Annotated in this window: 23 protein-coding genes; 5 read left to right on the forward strand and 18 right to left on the reverse strand. The window is 60.7% G+C overall.

All coding sequences use genetic code 11. From position 1 onward, the window contains the following. The first annotated feature begins 164 nt into the window (after positions 1 to 164). A complete protein-coding gene (locus tag RIN49_RS01590) occupies positions 165 to 2027 on the forward strand; it encodes an LTA synthase family protein (protein ID WP_309118405.1) in 1863 nt (620 codons plus the stop codon). Between the two features lie 33 nt (positions 2028 to 2060). On the opposite strand, the gene RIN49_RS01595 is transcribed toward RIN49_RS01590, so the two are convergent. Beyond that, positions 2061 to 3242: an MFS transporter gene (locus RIN49_RS01595; protein WP_309118406.1), complete on the reverse strand. Its 1182-nt coding sequence runs from the start codon at positions 3240 to 3242 to the stop codon at positions 2061 to 2063. Then, complete coding sequence (locus RIN49_RS01600) at positions 3239 to 4411, reverse strand: glycosyltransferase family 2 protein (RefSeq protein ID WP_309118407.1); 1173 nt, start codon at positions 4409 to 4411, stop codon at positions 3239 to 3241. The genes RIN49_RS01595 and RIN49_RS01600 overlap by 4 nt, the downstream gene beginning before the upstream one ends. Positions 4412 to 4552: 141 nt before the next feature. Here RIN49_RS01600 and RIN49_RS01605 point away from each other — a divergent pair, with 141 nt between their 5' ends. Next, positions 4553 to 4693: a hypothetical protein gene (locus tag RIN49_RS01605; protein WP_309118408.1), complete on the forward strand. Its 141-nt coding sequence runs from the start codon at positions 4553 to 4555 to the stop codon at positions 4691 to 4693. A gap of 12 nt (positions 4694 to 4705) precedes the next feature. On the opposite strand, the gene RIN49_RS01610 is transcribed toward RIN49_RS01605, so the two are convergent. Both RIN49_RS01610 and RIN49_RS01615 read right to left on the reverse strand, forming a co-directional pair. After that, a complete protein-coding gene (locus RIN49_RS01610; RefSeq protein ID WP_309118409.1) occupies positions 4706 to 5455 on the reverse strand; it encodes an alpha/beta fold hydrolase in 750 nt (249 codons plus the stop codon). Between the two features lie 48 nt (positions 5456 to 5503). Then, positions 5504 to 6085, reverse strand: a complete 582-nt coding sequence (locus RIN49_RS01615) for an HD domain-containing protein (protein WP_309118410.1) — start codon at positions 6083 to 6085, stop codon at positions 5504 to 5506. A 74-nt stretch (positions 6086 to 6159) separates the two neighbouring features. Here RIN49_RS01615 and RIN49_RS01620 point away from each other — a divergent pair, with 74 nt between their 5' ends. Beyond that, a complete protein-coding gene (locus tag RIN49_RS01620; protein WP_309118411.1) occupies positions 6160 to 6690 on the forward strand; it encodes a MogA/MoaB family molybdenum cofactor biosynthesis protein in 531 nt (176 codons plus the stop codon). Positions 6691 to 6693: 3 nt separating this feature from the next. Here the strand turns inward: RIN49_RS01620 and RIN49_RS01625 are convergent, their stop codons facing one another. The 10 genes from RIN49_RS01625 to RIN49_RS01670 all read right to left on the reverse strand — a co-directional run bounded on the left by RIN49_RS01625 (position 6694) and on the right by RIN49_RS01670 (position 14633). Then, positions 6694 to 7218: a DUF2179 domain-containing protein gene (locus tag RIN49_RS01625; RefSeq protein WP_309118412.1), complete on the reverse strand. Its 525-nt coding sequence runs from the start codon at positions 7216 to 7218 to the stop codon at positions 6694 to 6696. A 9-nt stretch (positions 7219 to 7227) separates the two neighbouring features. Beyond that, complete coding sequence (gene thpD, locus RIN49_RS01630; protein ID WP_375295193.1) at positions 7228 to 8118, reverse strand: ectoine hydroxylase; 891 nt, start codon at positions 8116 to 8118, stop codon at positions 7228 to 7230. 32 nt (positions 8119 to 8150) lie between these two features. Beyond that, positions 8151 to 8534 (reverse strand): ectoine synthase, encoded by a 384-nt coding sequence (locus RIN49_RS01635; protein WP_309118414.1) that lies wholly within the window; start codon positions 8532 to 8534, stop codon positions 8151 to 8153. Next, complete coding sequence (ectB, locus tag RIN49_RS01640; protein WP_375295194.1) at positions 8531 to 9841, reverse strand: diaminobutyrate--2-oxoglutarate transaminase; 1311 nt, start codon at positions 9839 to 9841, stop codon at positions 8531 to 8533. Before ectB ends, RIN49_RS01635 begins: the two co-directional genes overlap by 4 nt. 12 nt (positions 9842 to 9853) lie before the next feature. Further along, on the reverse strand, positions 9854 to 10354 hold the full coding sequence (gene ectA, locus RIN49_RS01645; protein WP_309118415.1) for a diaminobutyrate acetyltransferase: 501 nt from the start codon (positions 10352 to 10354) through the stop codon (positions 9854 to 9856). Next, the gene (gene ehuA, locus RIN49_RS01650; RefSeq protein ID WP_309118416.1) at positions 10351 to 11166 is read right to left on the reverse strand and encodes an ectoine/hydroxyectoine ABC transporter ATP-binding protein EhuA; all 816 of its coding nucleotides are present in this window, start codon (positions 11164 to 11166) and stop codon (positions 10351 to 10353) included. The genes ectA and ehuA overlap by 4 nt, the downstream gene beginning before the upstream one ends. An 8-nt stretch (positions 11167 to 11174) precedes the next feature. After that, positions 11175 to 11837, reverse strand: a complete 663-nt coding sequence (gene ehuD / locus RIN49_RS01655) for an ectoine/hydroxyectoine ABC transporter permease subunit EhuD (RefSeq protein ID WP_309118417.1) — start codon at positions 11835 to 11837, stop codon at positions 11175 to 11177. 3 nt (positions 11838 to 11840) lie between these two features. Continuing rightward, positions 11841 to 12494, reverse strand: a complete 654-nt coding sequence (gene ehuC / locus RIN49_RS01660; protein ID WP_309118418.1) for an ectoine/hydroxyectoine ABC transporter permease subunit EhuC — start codon at positions 12492 to 12494, stop codon at positions 11841 to 11843. 7 nt (positions 12495 to 12501) lie between these two features. Then, the gene (ehuB, locus tag RIN49_RS01665; protein WP_309118419.1) at positions 12502 to 13380 is read right to left on the reverse strand and encodes an ectoine/hydroxyectoine ABC transporter substrate-binding protein EhuB; all 879 of its coding nucleotides are present in this window, start codon (positions 13378 to 13380) and stop codon (positions 12502 to 12504) included. A gap of 353 nt (positions 13381 to 13733) precedes the next feature. Then, on the reverse strand, positions 13734 to 14633 hold the full coding sequence (locus RIN49_RS01670) for a glucose 1-dehydrogenase (RefSeq protein ID WP_309118503.1): 900 nt from the start codon (positions 14631 to 14633) through the stop codon (positions 13734 to 13736). Positions 14634 to 14793: 160 nt separating this feature from the next. Between RIN49_RS01670 and RIN49_RS01675 the strand changes: the two genes are divergently transcribed. Beyond that, positions 14794 to 15141 (forward strand): hypothetical protein, encoded by a 348-nt coding sequence (locus RIN49_RS01675; RefSeq protein WP_309118420.1) that lies wholly within the window; start codon positions 14794 to 14796, stop codon positions 15139 to 15141. A 62-nt stretch (positions 15142 to 15203) separates the two neighbouring features. On the opposite strand, the gene RIN49_RS01680 is transcribed toward RIN49_RS01675, so the two are convergent. Both RIN49_RS01680 and RIN49_RS01685 read right to left on the reverse strand, forming a co-directional pair. Next, the gene (locus RIN49_RS01680; protein ID WP_309118421.1) at positions 15204 to 15695 is read right to left on the reverse strand and encodes a dihydrofolate reductase; all 492 of its coding nucleotides are present in this window, start codon (positions 15693 to 15695) and stop codon (positions 15204 to 15206) included. Positions 15696 to 15709: 14 nt separating this feature from the next. Then, positions 15710 to 16672 carry a thymidylate synthase gene (locus RIN49_RS01685; protein ID WP_309118422.1) on the reverse strand — a complete coding sequence of 321 codons (963 nt, stop codon included), beginning with the start codon at positions 16670 to 16672 and terminating at the stop codon, positions 15710 to 15712. 121 nt (positions 16673 to 16793) lie between these two features. Between RIN49_RS01685 and RIN49_RS01690 the strand changes: the two genes are divergently transcribed. After that, the gene (locus RIN49_RS01690; protein WP_309118423.1) at positions 16794 to 16988 is read left to right on the forward strand and encodes a uracil-DNA glycosylase; all 195 of its coding nucleotides are present in this window, start codon (positions 16794 to 16796) and stop codon (positions 16986 to 16988) included. 19 nt (positions 16989 to 17007) lie between these two features. Here RIN49_RS01690 and RIN49_RS01695 read toward each other — a convergent pair whose 3' ends face one another. After that, entirely contained in the window at positions 17008 to 17526 is a 519-nt protein-coding gene (locus tag RIN49_RS01695; RefSeq protein ID WP_309118424.1) for a metallophosphoesterase, read from the reverse strand. Then, a complete protein-coding gene (gene ytxJ, locus RIN49_RS01700) occupies positions 17526 to 17867 on the reverse strand; it encodes a bacillithiol system redox-active protein YtxJ (protein WP_309118425.1) in 342 nt (113 codons plus the stop codon). Before ytxJ ends, RIN49_RS01695 begins: the two co-directional genes overlap by 1 nt.

A 17867-nucleotide genomic window follows, 5' to 3' on the forward strand; every position in this document is an offset into this window, starting at 1 on the left:
TCTGCAAACGGCATCGATCGGTGGAAATATTAGGGGGATTTGGCCTTTGGTCGGGCAAATCCCCCTTCTTATGTCCGTTGCAATTCGAACGCAGTCCGCTATAATGAAAACATTGTTCGTTCATCGTGCGTTTATAGATAGAAAGAGTGGGGTGATTGTTCACGATGAGACGTTTGTTTTCTTATGCGTCCGCGCCGATCGTCGCGTTTACGCTCGTCTTGATATTGAAATATTACGGACTGCAATTTTTCATCTTCGACAACTTGAATCCGTTGGATTGCTTGAAGGTGGCCGTTCCTTCGCTTCTGCTGTTTACGATTCCGGTCGAGATATTCTTCCGGAACGAGCGCAAGAAGCTGCTGGCCTACTTCGCGCTGAACGCGATCCTGTCGGCGGCGATGGTTTCCGTGATCGTCTACTTCCGACAGTTCGGCATCGTCGTGACGTACCACGCTTTCATGCAAGCGCACCAGGTACTCGACGTCAGCGACAGTATTTTGGACCTGCTGCAGCCGCTCTATTTGCTTTACTTCGCCGATTTCGCGTTGTATTTCGCATTGCGGCTGTTCCGCGCCGCGCCGAAGTTCGCCGCCGTTCGTCCGAACGTCCGGGCGCTCGGCGCGATCTGGGGAGTATCCGCCGCGACGATCGTCGCGTACGGACTGTTCTACGGCTCGCTCTTGAACGAGCTGAAGCAAGCGGAACGAATGGGTTTAGTCAGCTATGAACTGCATACGATCTTCACGGGCGTCGCGAACGCCAACGCCGCAGGCGCCGGCGCGGAGCCGATTACGCCGGACGCCGTCCGTTCGGTCAAGAACGTCGAACTGCCTGCGAGCCCCTTCGGCTTCGGGGCGGCCGAAGGTCGCAACTTGATCGTCGTGCAGCTGGAATCGTACCAAAACTTTCTGATCGGCATGAAGCTCGGCGGCAAGGAAATCACGCCGAACCTGAACGATCTGATCGAAGACAGCTACTACTTCTCTAACGTGTACCAGTCGATCGGGCAAGGCAATACGTCCGATGCGGAATTCATCGTCAACACGGGCTTCTATCCGCCCGCGCAGCAAGCCGCCTCCCAAGCGTACGGCAGCAAGAAGCTCCCGAGTCTGCCTCGCTTGTTGGCCGACCGCGGGTACGAGACGTTCACGCTGCACACGAACGATGTGAAGTTCTGGAACCGGATCCAGCTGTACCCGGCGCTCGGATTCGGACGTTACTATGACATGGAGTACTTCGGACAGGAAGACATGATCGCGTTCGGTCCGTCGGATGAAGTGTTATACGAGAAGACGATGCCGCTCCTCGCCAACTTGAAGGCGAATCGCAAGCCGTTCTATGCGCACTTGATCGCGCAGAGCTCGCACCATCCCTTCATTCCCCCGGAATCGAAGGAGATGATCGAGCTGCCCGAAGAATGGGAAGGCACCGATATCGGCAACTACGTCAAGATGACGAATTATTCGGACCGCGCGCTCGGCGAATTCATCGCGGCGCTGAAGGCCGAAGGCCTCTGGGAGCAATCCATGCTCGTCGTGTACGGCGACCACTTCGGCGTGTCGGCCCATTCGCTGAAGGAAGACGATCGGAAGCTGCTGGAGCAGGCGCTCGGTCACGAATACGACCCGCGCACCGTTCACAACATCCCGTACATCGTCACCGTGCCGGGCTTTACCGACGAAGGCTTCGTCAGCGAGAAGCTCGGCGGACAGATCGACTTCATGGCGACCGCCGCCAACCTGCTTGGCATCTCGCTGTCGAGTCACGTACAGTTCGGGCAAGACTTGCTGAATTCGACCGACAACATCTTGGGCAGCCGCTTCTATCTGCCGACGGGGTCGTTCTACAACGACGAAATTATGTATATTTCCGGGGAGACGTTCGGCGAGGGCACGGTCATTCCGTTGTCGGTGACCGACCCGGCGCTCGAGGCGGATCCGATGCTGTATAAGGACGATTTCGTTCGAATCATGCGGCTGCTGCAGATGAACGACGCATATCTCGAAGCGCTGCCGGAACGTTATTGACGTTCCTCGCCACGCAAAAAAAACCTTTCGACGTCATCCGGACGTCGGGAGGTTTTTTCCGTTATTCGGCTTCGCGAACGCGGCGCCGGCGATCACATAGATCAGGAAGAACGAACCGAGCAGCCAGAACATGCTCGACCTTGATGCGTGCTCGATCCCGAGCCCGCCCAAGTACGGACCTAGGATGCTGCCGACGCTGAAATGAATCGACGCGACGACGTTGGCCGTCGGCAATCGCCCCTTCGGCAGCAAATCCGCCGCGTATGCAAGACCCAACGAGAAGAACGAACCGACGAGACCGCCGGCGAGCGCGAATAAGGCGGCGACCGCGATGACGCGTTCGCCCGCCAGCGGCACGCAGGCGAACGCGAGGCCGCCGACGAGACCGCACGCCAGCAGCACCGGCCTGCGCCCGATGCGGTCGCTGAGCGCCCCGAGCGGCAGCTGCAGCGCCAGGCTGCCGAGACCGATCGTCAGCAGCAGCAGCGACACCTGCGCTTCCGGGAAGCCGACGCGCAAACCGTAGATCGGGAAGTTGCCGTTCATGGACGCCTCCATATAGCCGTATAGGAACGCCGGGATCAGCGCGAACCAAGCGTAACGGTAGACGGTTCGGACGCCGCCGCCGCCCTTGTCGCCAACCTCTTGGAACGGCTTCGCCCCTGGAAGCCGATAGAGCAGCGCCAGCGCCAGCGCCATGAAGGCGGCGATCAGCGCGAACGGCGCCGTCTCGCCCAGCTTTAATGCGTTCATGCCTAGAGGCCCGATGCTAAAGCCGATGCCGTAGCACATCCCGTACAACGAGATGTATCGGCCGCGACGTTCCGGAGGGCTCGTCGTCACGATCCACAGCTGCGTCGCGAAGTGCAAGGCGCTGTCTCCGATGCCGACGAGCAGCCGGAGCGCGTACCACGCGGCCAGCGTCTTCCAGAACGGGAACGCGAACGAGGCGGCGCCCGCCAGGATCAGGCCGGCGGCGATGACGGGGCGATAGCCGAAACGGGCGACGGGACGGCGGATGAAAAACATCGTCGCGAACGTCCCGATATACAACGCCGTCGAGTTCAAACCGTTCATGCCGGCCGAGACGCCCTCCCGCTCGAGCAATACGGTCAGCAACGGGAGCAAGGCGCCTTGGTTGTAGCCGGCGGCGATACATACGAACAATAATACGAATAAATGACCGGGTTGGAGCGGTCGTTCGCTTCCATTCACTGAAACATTCGCCTCAACTCTTCTAGAGAATAAAACGTCCCCCTCCAATAAACGCCCTTCCGCGCGTGGGCAAGCCCTACCGATCGAGCTAGAACCCATACTAGCATAAAGACGGACGCGGGCAGAGCCACCGCCTCGATTCCCCGTTCTTCGTTAAACCGGCGCACATGCCGCAAATATACGATGACGAGGAACGCATCCGCGAGCAAAAACAAGACGAGCGCAGGCCCCCTGCTCCATGCCGGCGCCGTCAACGGCACGGCGAATAACAGCAATTGCCCGAACATCGCCGCGAGCGCCATCGGGAGACGATACCCGAATCCCGAATACAAATTTTTCTCGAGACCGCGCACGGCGTCCGACAGCGTCGGGTACCATTCGACCGCGATCCGCTTCGTTCCGGTCATCACCCGCTGCTTCCACCCGCCCCGCTTCACGAGCATGCCGAGCCGAAGATCGTCGTCGGGCCGCATCGACAGCGCTTTATGCGTGCCGATTCCTTCGTACGCTTCCCGGCGCAGCAAATTGAACGCGCCGACGCCGATGCCGTATTTCCGCTGCGTATCGTCATTGCCCATCCACGGCGGAACGAGCAAACACAAACTGAACAAGAAATAGTGCACAAACGCCCTAAGCCAGAACGTCCGCGCTTCCAGCTTCGGAAGGAGCGTCACGTGATCGGCGCCCTGCTGCATGGCGTAGGCCACGGCGTCGCGAATCGCGTTCGGCTCGAACCGGACGTCGGCATCGGTAAACAGCAAATACGTGCCTCTCGCTTGCAAATAACCTTGGTATAACGCGTGATTTTTCCCGAGCCAACCTTGCGGCAGTTGGGTAATGTGAATGACGCGAAGCGCCGGTCCTTGCTCGGGACGCTTGTCCGACCATGCCTTCAGCGCGTCCATCCGGGCGCCGGTCGCGTCGCTCGAACGGTCGTTCACCGCGATAATTTCGAGCCGGGCGTACGTCTGCCGCATCAGATGGCGGATCGTCTCCTGAATGTTCTCCTGCTCCTCCTTCGCGGCGATGACGACGGACACGAGGGGCGGCTGCGCGGGCAGCGGCAGCCCCGACGGGACGTCCCGGATCGTCGGCAATCCCAGCCTCGTGCGGACGTAAACCAATCCCCAGATCAGGCATAACGCGAATGCGACAAGCACTTCGAACATGGGGGCGGCCCCTTTCCTTGGAATCGGATGACGATCTTTATTATATGACGTCCGTTGTGAGCGCACAAATCGGGCGTCGCATGATTCGCCCCCGTTTGGGGAAGCGTATACCACACGAATCGATGGAAGGAGCGGATCACGATGAAGAAATCGGAATCGTCGCGGAAGGGCGAACGGAAGGAACGCGAGGAGAAGCTCGACGAGCGGATGGACGAGGTCGTCCACGCCGTGAAACATACGTTCACGGGCGCGGGCACCGAACAAGGGAGATTGGGAAAATGACGGGCGGCGGCCCTACCGCGCGGGGAGCGGTTCCCCGCGGATCCACGCCTCGAGAAGCCGGTTGAACGATTCCGGCTTCGCCAAGGGAGCTCCGTGACCTACATCCGGAATAACGATGCCGACGCTATTCGGATGGCTCGCGACTAACTCGTCCATCGACCGCTTCATGACGCCCTTCTCTCGGGCGCCGACGGTGACGAGGACGTTCGTCTCCGTTTTCGAATAGCCGTCCGGAATCGTGAACGACATGTTTTCCGTCATGACCTCGGCGAACGTCTTCCAGCTCATCTGAACGGTGTCTCGATAGTACCGCTCGAAATCGTCGTCCCCGATGTACATCGATTTCGCTTGAATTTTAGCGAACCATCTCCGCTTGACCAGCGGCATGGCGAGCTTCATCGACCGGATCGTCGCGCCGGCGTGCGGAATCCCTCCGACCAAGGCGCTGTTGATCATGGCGTCGTGAATGCGCTGCGAGCCCGTCTGCGAGCTAAGCATCGCCACGAGCACCTGCGCCCCGAGCGAGAAGCCTGCAACGATCACACGTCTCCCTTGCGCCTGCGCCTCGATGAACCGCAGCCACTTCTTCGCGCACGAATCGATAGAGAATCTCTCGTCCCCCGTTACGAGCTCCGGCACGACGCAATCATAATCGCCGAAATATCGAACCTGCCGATCCCACATCCACCCGCCTACGCCGCCTCCGTGCAAGAATAGCAGTAGCGGTCCGTTCGGATTGCCGTACCTGTTGTAGGAAACCATCTGCCTCGCCCCTATTAACCGTAAAAGGATAATAACCTCGTCGGCGAACTATGCGCCCGATTCCACTCGCACGCGGTCCCAACCGAATGCGGCGGCGAACGACAGCTTCTTGCCGATCCGATCCCGATGCAAGGCGAGATCGAATCCTGCCGTACGCACGATCCACCCGCGCCCGTCTTCCCCCATCTCGACGGAGACGATGCTCGCCTCTTGCCGATGCTCGTAGTCGAGCGCATCGGCGAGCCGCAGCACGATCGCAAGCCTGCCCATCAGCCTTCGTTCCTTCCCCGGATACCGATCCGGCTCCAGCAGCTTCCGCTTGCGATGATTGAGCGCCAGCCACGCCGCCGCGTCGCGTTCGCGCTCCGGCAGCTCCCGCATGCATGCGTCGCGTCGGATCAAATACGCGCTATGCAGATGATGGGTCCGCTCGTCGATATAATGGCCGATGTCATGCGTTAAGGCGGCGAAGCGCAGCAACCCGAGATGCTCTGTCGCGAACCCGGCGGTGCCGCGCACCCCCTCGAACAACCGCGCCGATAATCGCTCCACATGAAGCGCATGCTCCCGCTCGAGACCGTACTTATCCAGCAGCCGTTGTCCGAGCTCGCTTGCCGTCGCCAAGTCCATAGTTCCTTCCCGCCTCGCGTTTTGGTATAGTTACCCTATCGTTCCAACTCTATTGAACCAAAGGAGACTAGCCGATGTCCAATTCCAACGAACCGACATCCGTCGAGCAGCATCGAAGCGAGGCCCCCTCCAGCGTGAGGTGCATGGTGGTCACCGTATCCGATACGCGGACGCCGGAGACCGACAAGAGCGGAGCACTGATGAAGGAGCTGTTGCTGGAGGCCGGTTACGAGGTCGTCCGGTACGAGATCGTCAAGGACGAATACGATCAGATCCGGAGCATGATCGAAGCCGCATCCGCCGACGATGCGGTCGAAGCGGTATTGTTCAACGGGGGGACCGGCATCGCGCCGCGGGATACGACGTACGAAGCCGTGAGGGACGCTTTGGACAAGGAGATGCCCGGATTCGGCGAAATCTTCCGGTATCTCAGCTTCGCGGAGGATATCGGGGCCGCGGCGATTCTAAGCCGGGCCGTCGCCGGCGTCGTCGGACGGACGGCCGTCTTCTCCACGCCGGGGTCTAGCGGCGCGGTGAAGCTGGCAATGACGCGCATCATCGTGCCCGAGCTTCGCCATGTGATGCGGGAAATTTACAAAAAATAAGAGCTACTTCTGAATGCGCCGCACCCAGAAGCCGCCCTTGAAAAACTTCGGTTCGTACGAGACGATGAACGCCTTCGGAGACAGTTCGTTCAGCTGCTCCAGCAACCGCTTCTCGTTGCTCCGCTTGACCAACACCTGCATCATGAGGCGCTTCCCGTCTTTCCCGTCGGCGACCCAAGACGTAACGCCGTATCCGAGCGATCGCAGCATCGGCGGCAGCTCGGCTTCGAGCGAATCGACGATGACTTGCACCTGCGAATATCCGAGCGCGAGGCGCTCTTCGATGCGGCCGCCCAAATATACCCCTACTCCGTAGCCGAGGCAATACGCCGCGACGTTCCACGGATTGTCGAGACGGTCCAAGACGAGCGTCAACCCCATTAAGTATATGAACACTTCCATGACCGAAAGGACAGAGGCCAAGGCCTTCTGTCCTTTGATCGTTAGTATCATGCGAAGCGTGAAGAGCGATACGTACACGACGTTGATCCCGATAATGATGAGCGCGAACGAGAGCGCTTGCCACATGATGTCGAATCAGTCCCTTGTCGCGATATAGTCCGGCCGCGGCCGCTGCGAAGCGAACGGCGCCACGAGTTTATTTTCGACGCTGTTGTATACGAAGAACGCGTTGCTCCGCGGATACGGCGTGATGTTGCTGTTCGAACCGTGCATGATGTTGCAATCGAAGAAGACGATCGAGCCCGCGCGTCCGGCCGGCTGCTCGATGCGGCTGCGCTCGACGAGCCGGGTCAGGCTCTCCTCGTCCGGCACGCCGAACACTTGTCGGCGCAGCGAGCTTTCGTAGTTGTTCTCCGGCGTCTCCCCCACGCATGCGACGAAATGTCGATGCGACCCCGGGATCACCATCAACGGTCCGTTGAACGGATAATTGTCGCTGAGCGCGATCGAACACGAGAGCGCCCGCATCCGCGGCATGCCGTCCTCCGTATGCCACGTCTCGAAATCCGAATGCCACTGGAATTCCTTCCCCTTGAACCCCGGCTTGAAATTAATGCGCGATTGGTGGATGTATACGTCGCTGCCTAAGATTTGTCGCACGGCGTTCACCAGCTTAGGGTGCTCCGATAACGCCCGAAATACTACATTGTCGCGATGCACGGCGAAGATCGACCGCACCTCGTCGCCGTCCGGCTCCAAGATGATTTCCGGCTTCCGAACGCCTCGGCTTTCCGCCAGCAGACGCCGAAGCTCGTTCTGCAGCGCCGCCGTCTCCTCTTCGCTGAAGAAAGCTTCCGCGAACAAATAGCCGTCCGCCTCGTACGCGGTCAAATCATCCTTCGTCAGCGGACCTTCGAAGTCGTTCGGGTACACGACGGGGTCCTTCCGCTCCAAGATGCGCGGCTGCGCCTCGACCCGCGACGGATACAAGTCGATTACGGTGTCTTTCGTCGTCATTTTTCCCATCCTCTCCTTTTCGGAAAATGGTTCGCACTCGCCTATGTAAGCAGCGGATAAGCCCCTTCCTCGTCATGCGTCTCTCGCCCGGTGCACGGGGGATTGAAGACGCAGACGACGCGCATATCCTTCTTCACTTCGATCCGGTGCTTATCGTGCGCGTTCAACAAGTACATCGTGCCGGGAACGATCTCGTGCGTCTCGCCGGTTTCTCGATCCAGCAGCGTCGCTTCGCCTTCGATGCAATACACCGCTTCGATATGGTTTTTGTACCACATGTCGGTAACCGTTCCGGCGTACATCACCGTGTCGTGCAAGGAAAATCCGACGCCGTCGTCCTTCAGGACGAGCCTCCGGCTCTCCCACGTCTCCGCCTTCACGTCCCGCTCCGTGCCTTGAATCGTCTTCAGGTTTCTTACGATCATTCGCGTTCGATCCCCTTTCGCTTGGCGACGGCCGCGGCGATCGACGCCTCGATGCGCGCGAATCCGTCGTTCAGTCCTTCGTCGTCGATAATGAGCGGCGGCAGCAGCTTGAACACTTCGTCGTTCGGACCGGACGTCTCCATGATGACGCCTCGGGCGAACGCCTCCTTGCATACGTCCCCCGCCAGCTCGGCGGCGCCGCAGGCAATGCCCTGAATGAAGCCGCGTCCCCGGTGCGCGCCTTGCAGCGCGGGGTACTTCTCGATCATATCCGTCAGGAACTTCCGAATTCGCTCGCTCTTGCGGATCGTCTCGGCCTCCAGCGCGCCGTCCGCCCAGTATTCCCGGAGCGCCGCCTCCGCCGTCACGAACGCCAGATTGTTGCCGCGGAACGTGCCGTTATGCTCGCCCGGCGACCATACGTCGAGCTCCGGCTTCAGCAGCGTCAGCGCCAGCGGCAGACCGTATCCGCCGATCGACTTCGACAGCGTCACGATGTCCGGCTCGATCCCTGCCGGTTCGAAGCTGAAGAACGTACCGGTCCGGCCGCAGCCGACTTGGATGTCGTCGACGATGAGGAGCATGTCGAACTTTCGGCAGATCGCCTCGATCCGCTTCAGCCATCCGAACGACGCCGCGTTCAGCCCGCCTTCGCCCTGCACCGTCTCGACGATGACCGCCGCCGGGATCTCCATGCCGCTGCCGCCGTCCTCGAGGAATCGTTCGATGTAAGCCGCGGTATCGGCGGCGTCGCCGAAGTAGTCGTCGAACGGCATCGATACGGCGTTCGTCAGCGGCACGCCGGCGCCGCCGCGCTTGAAGCCGTTGCCCGTCACGGCCAACGAGCCCAGCGTCATGCCGTGAAACCCGTTCGTGAAGCTTAGAATCGTCTGGCGTCCCTTCACCTTGCGGGCCAGCTTCAATGCGGCTTCGACCGCGTTCGTGCCCGTCGGTCCGGGGAACATAACCTTATAGTCCAGCTTCCGCGGACGAAGCACGAGTTCGTCGAACGTCGCGAGCAACCGACGCTTCGCCTCGGTCGCCATATCGAGGCTGTGCGTCACGCCGTCGTCCATCACGTACCGGACGAGCCGTTCCTTGAGCGTCGGGTGATTATGCCCGTAATTCAACGCGCCGGCGCCGGCGAAGAAGTCGAGGTACGCCTTCCCTTCCGCGTCCCAAAGCGTGTAGCCGCGCGCCTTCGCGAACAGCGTCGGGAACCCCCGGCAATAGCTGCGAACCTCGGATTCCAGCTTCTCGAAGATGTCTAACGACGATTCCGTCTTCGCCAACGTTTGCATACTCATGAACTCATCTCCTTAAGATTGGTATGTGAACGGTCCGATCCGATACAACTCCTCTTTCTCGTGCGCCCCGTCCGGGAACAGCTCCGCGGGGAACCCTTCCGAAATATCGCAATCCAGCCCGAGGCTTCGGGCCAAGCCGAAGAACAAGGAACGCGACGCCGCGTTCGACGGCGACACGGTCGCTTCCAGATAGCGGATGTCCGCATTGTCCGGTCGACCGAGCACGTGTTCCAGCAGCCGGCGCCCGATTCCCTGCCCGCGCGCCTCGGCATCCACCCCGATTTGCCAGACGAACCAGGTATCCGGCTTCCCCGGCGGGCGAAACCCGGTCACGAAGCCGACCGTCTTCCCGCCCCGCTTCGCCACGGCGGACGTCCCGCCGAAATGCTTCCCGAGCAACAGATAGCTATAAGGCGCATTCACGTCGAGTGTGCCGGCATCCCGCGCGGCGCGCCAGATGTCGCCTCCGTCCCGCTCGGTCGGCGTTCGAATGTCGACCTCTTCCAACGTCATGGAACGGCAACCTCCTTCGCTTCGCCCATCGCCTCCGGCTGCCCGCGAAACCGCTGCAGGAACGTTCGCAGCCGTTCGCTCTCCGGCGCATCGAAGATCCGCTCGGGCGGCCCCTCTTCGACGATGCGTCCTTCGTCGAAGAAGACGACGCGGTCGGCGACGTCCCGCGCGAACGCCATCTCGTGCGTGATGAGCAGCATCGCCATCTCGCCTTCCGCGGCGATCTCCGCGATGACGCTCAGCACTTCCCCGACGAGCTCCGGATCGAGCGCGGACGTCGGCTCGTCGAACAGCATGATCTTCGGCTTCATGACGAGCGCCCGGGCGATGGCCACGCGCTGCTTCTGGCCGCCGGACAGCTGCGCGGGATACGCGTCGACTTTATCCGCGAGGCCGACCTTCTCGAGCATCCGGATCGCCCGCGCCTTCGCCTCCGCCTTGCCCAGCCCGAGCACGTGCACGGGCGCCTCCATGCAGTTGCGGAGAATCGTCATATGCGGAAACAGGTTGAAATGCTGAAACACCATGCCGATGCTGCCTCGGAGCCGATGCAGATGCTTTTCGCTCGCCCGGACGGTTCGCTCTCCGCGGCGTTCCTGCCAGAGCGGTTCGCCGTCGACCTCGATCGTGCCCGCCGTCGGCTCCTCCAGCGTCATAAGCAGTCTGGCGATCGTCGTCTTTCCGGACCCGCTCGGTCCGATGACGGCCACCTTTTCCCCTGGGTAGATGTCGAGGTCGACGCCTCGCAGCACCGCGAGATCGCCGAAGCTCTTCTCGACGCCGCGATACGTCACGATTGGGGACGTTGTCATGGTACCTCTCACCTCCGATTCAGCCTCGTCTCCAATCGGCGGAACAGATAGGAGGACGGCAGGCTGAGCAATAAGAATATGAGTCCGACCATCGTATACGCCTCGATGTACCGGAAATTCGCCGAGCCGTACAGCTTCGCTTGCAGCAGCATCTCCGGCAACGCGATGACGATCAGGATCGGCGTCTCCTTGAACATCATGATGAAATAGTTGCCCATCACCGGCACGATCGGCGGGATCGCCTGCGGCAGCACGATCCGCAGCCACGTCTGCGCCTTGCCGAAATTCAACGCTCGAGACGCTTCCCACTGCCCCTTCGGCACGTTGTCGATGCCCGCGCGGTACACTTCCGACAAGTATGTCGCGTAGTGAAGCCCGAGCGCCGCGATGCCGGCGGCGTATTTATCGATGCGCACCTGAATGATTTCCGGCAGCGCGAAGTATAGGAAGAACGCCTGAACGAGCAGCGGCGTGCACCGGATAAAGTCGATGACGAGCCCGCTCGCCTTCGACACGATCTTCGAGGACGATCTCCGCAGCATCGCGAACAGCAAGCCGAAGATCGCCGCGACGAGAAACCCCGCGATCGTGATGACCACGGTCGTCTTCGCGCCTTCGAGCAGCAACGGGAGCAGCTCGGAAACCGCGGTCCAGCTCCATTTTTCCGCCATGCGCTACGACCTCCCCGCCGACGCGTTCCGTTCGTACCACCGGGTCAGACGCAGCAGCGGATACGCGATGACAAAGTACAAAAGCAGCAAAATCAAGTATATTTCATCCGTTCGGTATAGCGTGTTATTGATGACGTTCGCCCGATACGTCATGTCGCCGATCGTGATGAGCGAAGCGAGAGACGTCGCCTTGAGCAGCTCGATGAGCAGATTGCCGAAGGACGGGAGCATCATCCGGAACGCCTGCGGCAGGATGACGAGCCTCATCCGCTGGAACGCCGTGAAGTTGAGCGCGACCGACGCCTCCGTCTGCCCCGTCGGCACCGCCTTCACCGCGCTTCGGACGATCTCCGAGCCGTACGCGCCGTAGTTGAGGCCGATCGCGAGCGCCCCGGCGAGGAACGGCGGCATGCTCCGCATCTCGGTCAAAATCGAGAACGCGTACATGAACCAGAACATCTGCACCAGGAGCGACGAGCCTCGGAACGTCTCCACGTACCCTGCGGTAACCCAGCGCAGAACTCGAAGCTTCGAGAGTCGGCTCAGCCCGGCGACGAAGGAGACGACGAACGCCAGCGCCGCCGAGGCGGCCGCGAGCTGCAGCGTAACGAGAATGCCCTTCCCGAACAAGGGAAGCAGATCGAAGGGCGCCGGCATCGGTCCGTTATTCCCCGCAGAGCAGCGCCGCGGTCATGTCGCCCGGCAGCTCGGCTTCCGTGAATCCGAACTCGCCGATAATCTCGAGCAGCCGGCCGCTGTCCTTCAGCTTCTTCAGCTCCGCGTTGAACGCTTCCGCGAACGCCTCGTCCCCGAGACGGAACGCCGTCGCGCCGTAGCCCCATATTTCCTCGCCGTCCACGACCGGCTGCTTGAAATCGGCCACCCGTTCGAGCTCCGTGGCCTGACCCGAATCGATGAACGCCTGCAGCGACGGTCCCGTCATCGTGACCGCGTCGATCGTCCCCGCGTTCAAAGCCGCGACGACGGCCGGCTGATCGTTCAGGATCTCAATCTGGTCGTCCGCGACGCCGGCGGTCTTCAAGTATTCGATCTCGATCGCGCCGACCATGACGCCGACCTTCACGCCCTTATCGGCGGCGATATCCTCATAGCTATGCAAGTTTTTGGGATTTCCCGGTTTGACGCCGAGCGCCTCGCCGACGCGGTATTCCGGATCCGCGAACGCCACTTGGGCGCATCGGTCCGGGTTCACGAACATGCCCGCCGTAATCGCGTCGAATTGCTGCGCTTGCAATCCGGAGATGAGCGAACCGAAGTCGACCAGCTTGCCTTCCACTTCGTCGATCCCGAGCTCCGCGAACACCGCTTTGGCGACCTCGACCGCTTCGCCCGTTAACGTGCCGTCCGCCGTCTCGTAGGCGTACGGATTTTCGTTCGCGAAGCCGATGACGATTTTCCCCTCCGCCTTCGCCCGTTCCAGCGTAGACGTCTCGCCGGCGCCGGTCGTCTGGCTGCACGCCGCCGTCACCGTAATCAACGCCGCACACAACGACAACCCGATCCACTTTTTCCCTTTTCTCACAAGCACCCTCCTGAAAAATGAATTTTATAAACCCCACTTATGTATGACTCCCTTGAAAGACAAGCGTAGGATCTATAACTAATCCTTATGGACATTCCAAATGGTAACATACTTCCAGCGGATGCTCACCCTGCGTATCTCTCCGTATATCCGGCTCAAGCCGCTTCATGTCCGCTCACATAAAATTATGCGATGAATACTCCTTTTTCCTCCCATCTCCTCCACGGTCCTGCCAATGCCTTCCAAGAGCCGCTTTTTATCGCGATCCTCCGCCTGTCGGTATTTTTTTCTAGCATGATGTCCGACAAAAATGAAAGAGCCCCCTTCTCAGGAGGCTCTCCATCACGGAAATCCTATGACCCGCTCATCATGCCGCCGTTCACGTGCAGCGTCTGCCCGGTGACGTAACTCGCGTCGTCGGACGCCAAAAACACATAAGCCGGCGCGAGTTCGTACGGCTGCGCGGCCCGGCGCAACGGTGTTTCGGTGCCGAATTGCTTCATCGCGTTCGCGGGGAACGTCGCGACGGTGAGCGGCGTCCAGACCGGCCCCGGCGCGACCGCGTTCACGCGGATACCGTACTCCGCCAGCTGCAGCGCGAGCGAGCGGGTGAACGAGACGTTCGCTCCCTTCGTCGCGGAGTAATCGAGCAGCTCCTTGTTGCCGTTGTATGCGACGACCGACGCCGTATTGACGATCGCGCTGCCGCGTTTCATGTACGGGACGACGGCCCGCGCGAAGTAAAAGTAGGCGAACATATTCGTCCGAAACGTCGCCTCCAGCTGCTCGTCGCTGAGCGTGAGAATCGTCGGTTGATACGGCTGGTACGCGGCGTTATTGATCAAGACGTCGATCGCGCCGAACGTCTGCAGCGTCCGCTGCGCGACCTCCGCCGCGAACGCGGACCGACGGACGTCGCCGGCGGCCGCGAGACACCCGCCGCCGATCTCGCGTACCCGGCGCGCCGTCTCCTCGGCGTCTTCGTGCTCGTCGAGGTAGACGATTACGACGTTCGCCCCTTCCTTCGCGAACGCGTACGCGACCGCGCGGCCGATGCCGGAATCTCCCCCCGTAATGATCGCGGTCTTGCCGCGCAGCTTCCCCGACGGCGTATAATACGGGTTCTCCGCGATCGGACGCGGCGCCATCGCGGCTTCGAAGCCGGGTTGCCGCGGCTGATGCTGCGGCGGGAACGCGATCGGCGCTTCTTCGCATTTCGTTTCTTTCCCGATGTACGTATATACCGGATACATGCCTTCCTCCTGAACGGCGCCTCCCGTCAACATAGGCGTTTACCCCACTATATTCGCAACGGACCGGAACGGTTCTCGGGAAGCGGCGTGCATAACGACGGAGAGAAAAGGCAATACAGCATAGTAAGTCAACTTCCGACTGGGGGGTATTCCATTGTTCATGCTGCTTCTTAAATTTCTGCTCGTCCCTGCGCTCGTCGGCTTAGCCGACGTCATGATGGCGGACTTGTTCTTCCCGACGGCATGGTCCATCGTCCTGATCGGCCTTGCGCTGGCCGCCGTCGGTCTCGTCATGGAATCGGCGATGCTGCGGCGAGGCACGTTATGGCTCACGACGGCCGCCGATTGGGCCGTCGCGGCGGGCGGCATCTACATCGCCCAGTACCTCTTCGACGGAGCGTACGTCAGCACCGTCGCCGCGCTGCTCGCCGGGGGGTTGATCGCGATCCCGGAATATTTCGCGCATCGTTCGGCGATCGAGCGAATGAGCCGCAGACGACGGCATTAATAAAAGGACCGCGCGACGATTCGCATCGATCTTCGATGCCGATCCTCGTACGGTCCTTCGCGTTATTTCTTCCGATATTCGAGAAAACGATAAGCGTACGGATTGGCCGTATTCGTCGGCCCCGGTTGTTCCCAGACGACGCTCCATTCCCCTTCGTTCCACGCCGGGAACACGGTATCGCCGTCCCAGGCGTGTTCGATCCGCGTCAAATACATCGCGTTCGCGAACGGCAGGAACGCTTCGTAGACGACGCCTCCGCCGATGACGCATAACCGGCTCGCGTCCGCCGTCATCGCGAGCGCCGCTTCGACCGAATCGGCCGTCTCGACGCCTTCGGCCGAGAAGCTCGGATCCCGCGTCAGCACGATGTTCCGGCGTCCCGGGAGCGGCCGGCCGATCGATTCGTACGTCTTCCTGCCCATAACGACCGGGTTGCCCTTCGTGATGTTCCGAAAAAATTGCATATCCTCCGGCAACCGCCAGAGCAGCTTATTGTCCCGTCCGATGATCCGGTGCTCGTCCATCGCGGCGACGAGCGCGATTTCCACCGCCATGTTTCTCCGCCTCCTTACACCGCTACAGGCGCTTTAATCGCCGGGTGCGGGTCGTAGCCGATCAACTCGAGGTCGTCCATGTCGAAGTCGAACACGGAGCGCGCTTCGGGGTTCAGCCGCAGCGTCGGCAGCGGCCTCGGCTCGCGTTCGAGTTGAATCGCGATTTGATCGAGATGATTCATGTAAATATGCGCATCTCCGATCGTATGCACGAAGTCGCCGACGGCAAGGCCGCATTCCTTCGCGACGAGATGCGTCAACAGCGCGTAGCTCGCAATGTTGAACGGGATGCCTAAGAACGTATCCCCGCTCCGCTGGTACAGTTGGCAGGACAGCTTCCCGTCGGCGACGTAAAATTGATACAGCGTATGGCACGGCGGAAGCGCGGCCCGCTGCGGGGCGACGTCCTCCGGCGACCAGCTGGACACGATCAGGCGGCGCGAATCGGGATTGCGCTTGATTTCCTCGATCACGTTCTTCAACTGATCGATCGTCTCGCCGCGCGACGTCTCCCACCGGCGCCATTGCTTCCCGTACACGTTGCCCAGATCGCCGTATTTCGCCGCGAAGCCGTCGTCCTCGAGCACCCGCCGCTTGAACGACTCCATCTCCGCTTGATACAGCGCGTTGAACGCTTCGTCGCGCGGGGCGCGCAGACCGAAATTCGTCATATCCGGACCCGCGTATTCCTCGCTCTCGACCCATTTCTTGAATGCCCACTCGTTCCAAATATTGTTCTTATGCCGCAGCAAATAACGGATGTTCGTGTCGCCTTTAATGAACCAGAGCAGCTCGCTGGCGATCAGCTTGAAGGAAACGCGTTTCGTCGTCAGGAGCGGGAAGCCTTCGTTCAGATCGAACCGCATCTGATACCCGAACGAAGAGATCGTTCCCGTGCCCGTCCGGTCTCCCTTGCGATCGCCTCTCTCGAGAAGGTGTTTCAGAAGAGATAAATATTCGTTTTCGCTGGCGCTCATCATGGTTTCCCTCCGGACTTGGATATTCATCCCCACATTATAACACATCGCTTCCTCGTAGACAGAGGCGGAACGCTCTATTAGAATATGTTATACAAAATAGAATCGCGAGGAACGACGCATGACCGAATCGAGCCGAATCAACTGCATGAAGTGCCGCCATTACTACGTGACCTGGGAGCCGCAGTACCCGCGTGGCTGCAGAGCCTACGGCTTCAAGACGAGACAGATGCCCAGCGTCACGGTATTGTCGTCTTCCGGGCGGCCTTGCTTGCAATACGAGGAGAAGTCCGTCCAGCCCCCGGCGAAAAAGTAAAAGCCTCCGCTCGGAGGCTTTATGCTTTGTCGTCGTAATACCGGTGCGCCGCTTCGATCCGGTCCCCGATTTCGATCAGCCCGTACGAATACCGCGGCTGCCGCCGCTTGTCCGTCGGCGAACCGGGGTTGAACAACAGCACCCCGTCCGGCGACATCTCGTAATAAGGCACGTGCGAGTGACCGAATACGACGATGTCGACGGGGTCGTCCCGGAAGCTGATCGCCGCCTTGGCTTCGGTCGACCGTCCGGGACCGTCGTGGCCGTGAACGAGGCCGATCCGGCGCCCGCCCGCCTCCACGATCTTGCGATACCCGAAGCGTCGCACGATGTCCATGCCGTCGTTGTTGCCCGCGACCGCTTCCAGCGGCGCGACGGCCTCGAGCAGCGGCACGACCGCCGGATCGGTGAAATCGCCGGCGTGAAGCAGCAGATCGACGCCGCGCAGGCCTTCTACGAGAAGATCCGGAAGCTTCGCGCCGCGGGAAAACATATGGGTGTCGGAGACGACCCCGATCCGAAGCGGCGCGTTCCGCATTAGTCGAGCACCGCCTGGATATGCTTCTTCGTCACGGACCAGTGGGACGTCGCCCAATACTTCGCCTTGTCCTTCACTAAGATCATCTGCGGCGACTCGTGCTTCACGGCGAGATCCTCCGCGATCTTGTTCGAGACCGGACGCGCTTCGATGACCTTCACCAGTACATAGTCGACGCCTTCCGCCGGCTTGTCCTTCAAGTACTCCTCGTATTCCTCCAACGCCGCGCTGCTCACCGGGCACTGCGTGCTATGCTTCAGCACGAGAACCGGCTTGTCCGCCGACGCCTCGAGCGCCGCCTTCCATTCCGCTTCCGTCGTAATTTCGCGATATGTCGTCAT

The sequence above is a fragment of the Paenibacillus sp. genome (genome assembly GCF_031177825.1).
Lineage (GTDB): Bacteria > Bacillota > Bacilli > Paenibacillales > YIM-B00363 > Paenibacillus_AE.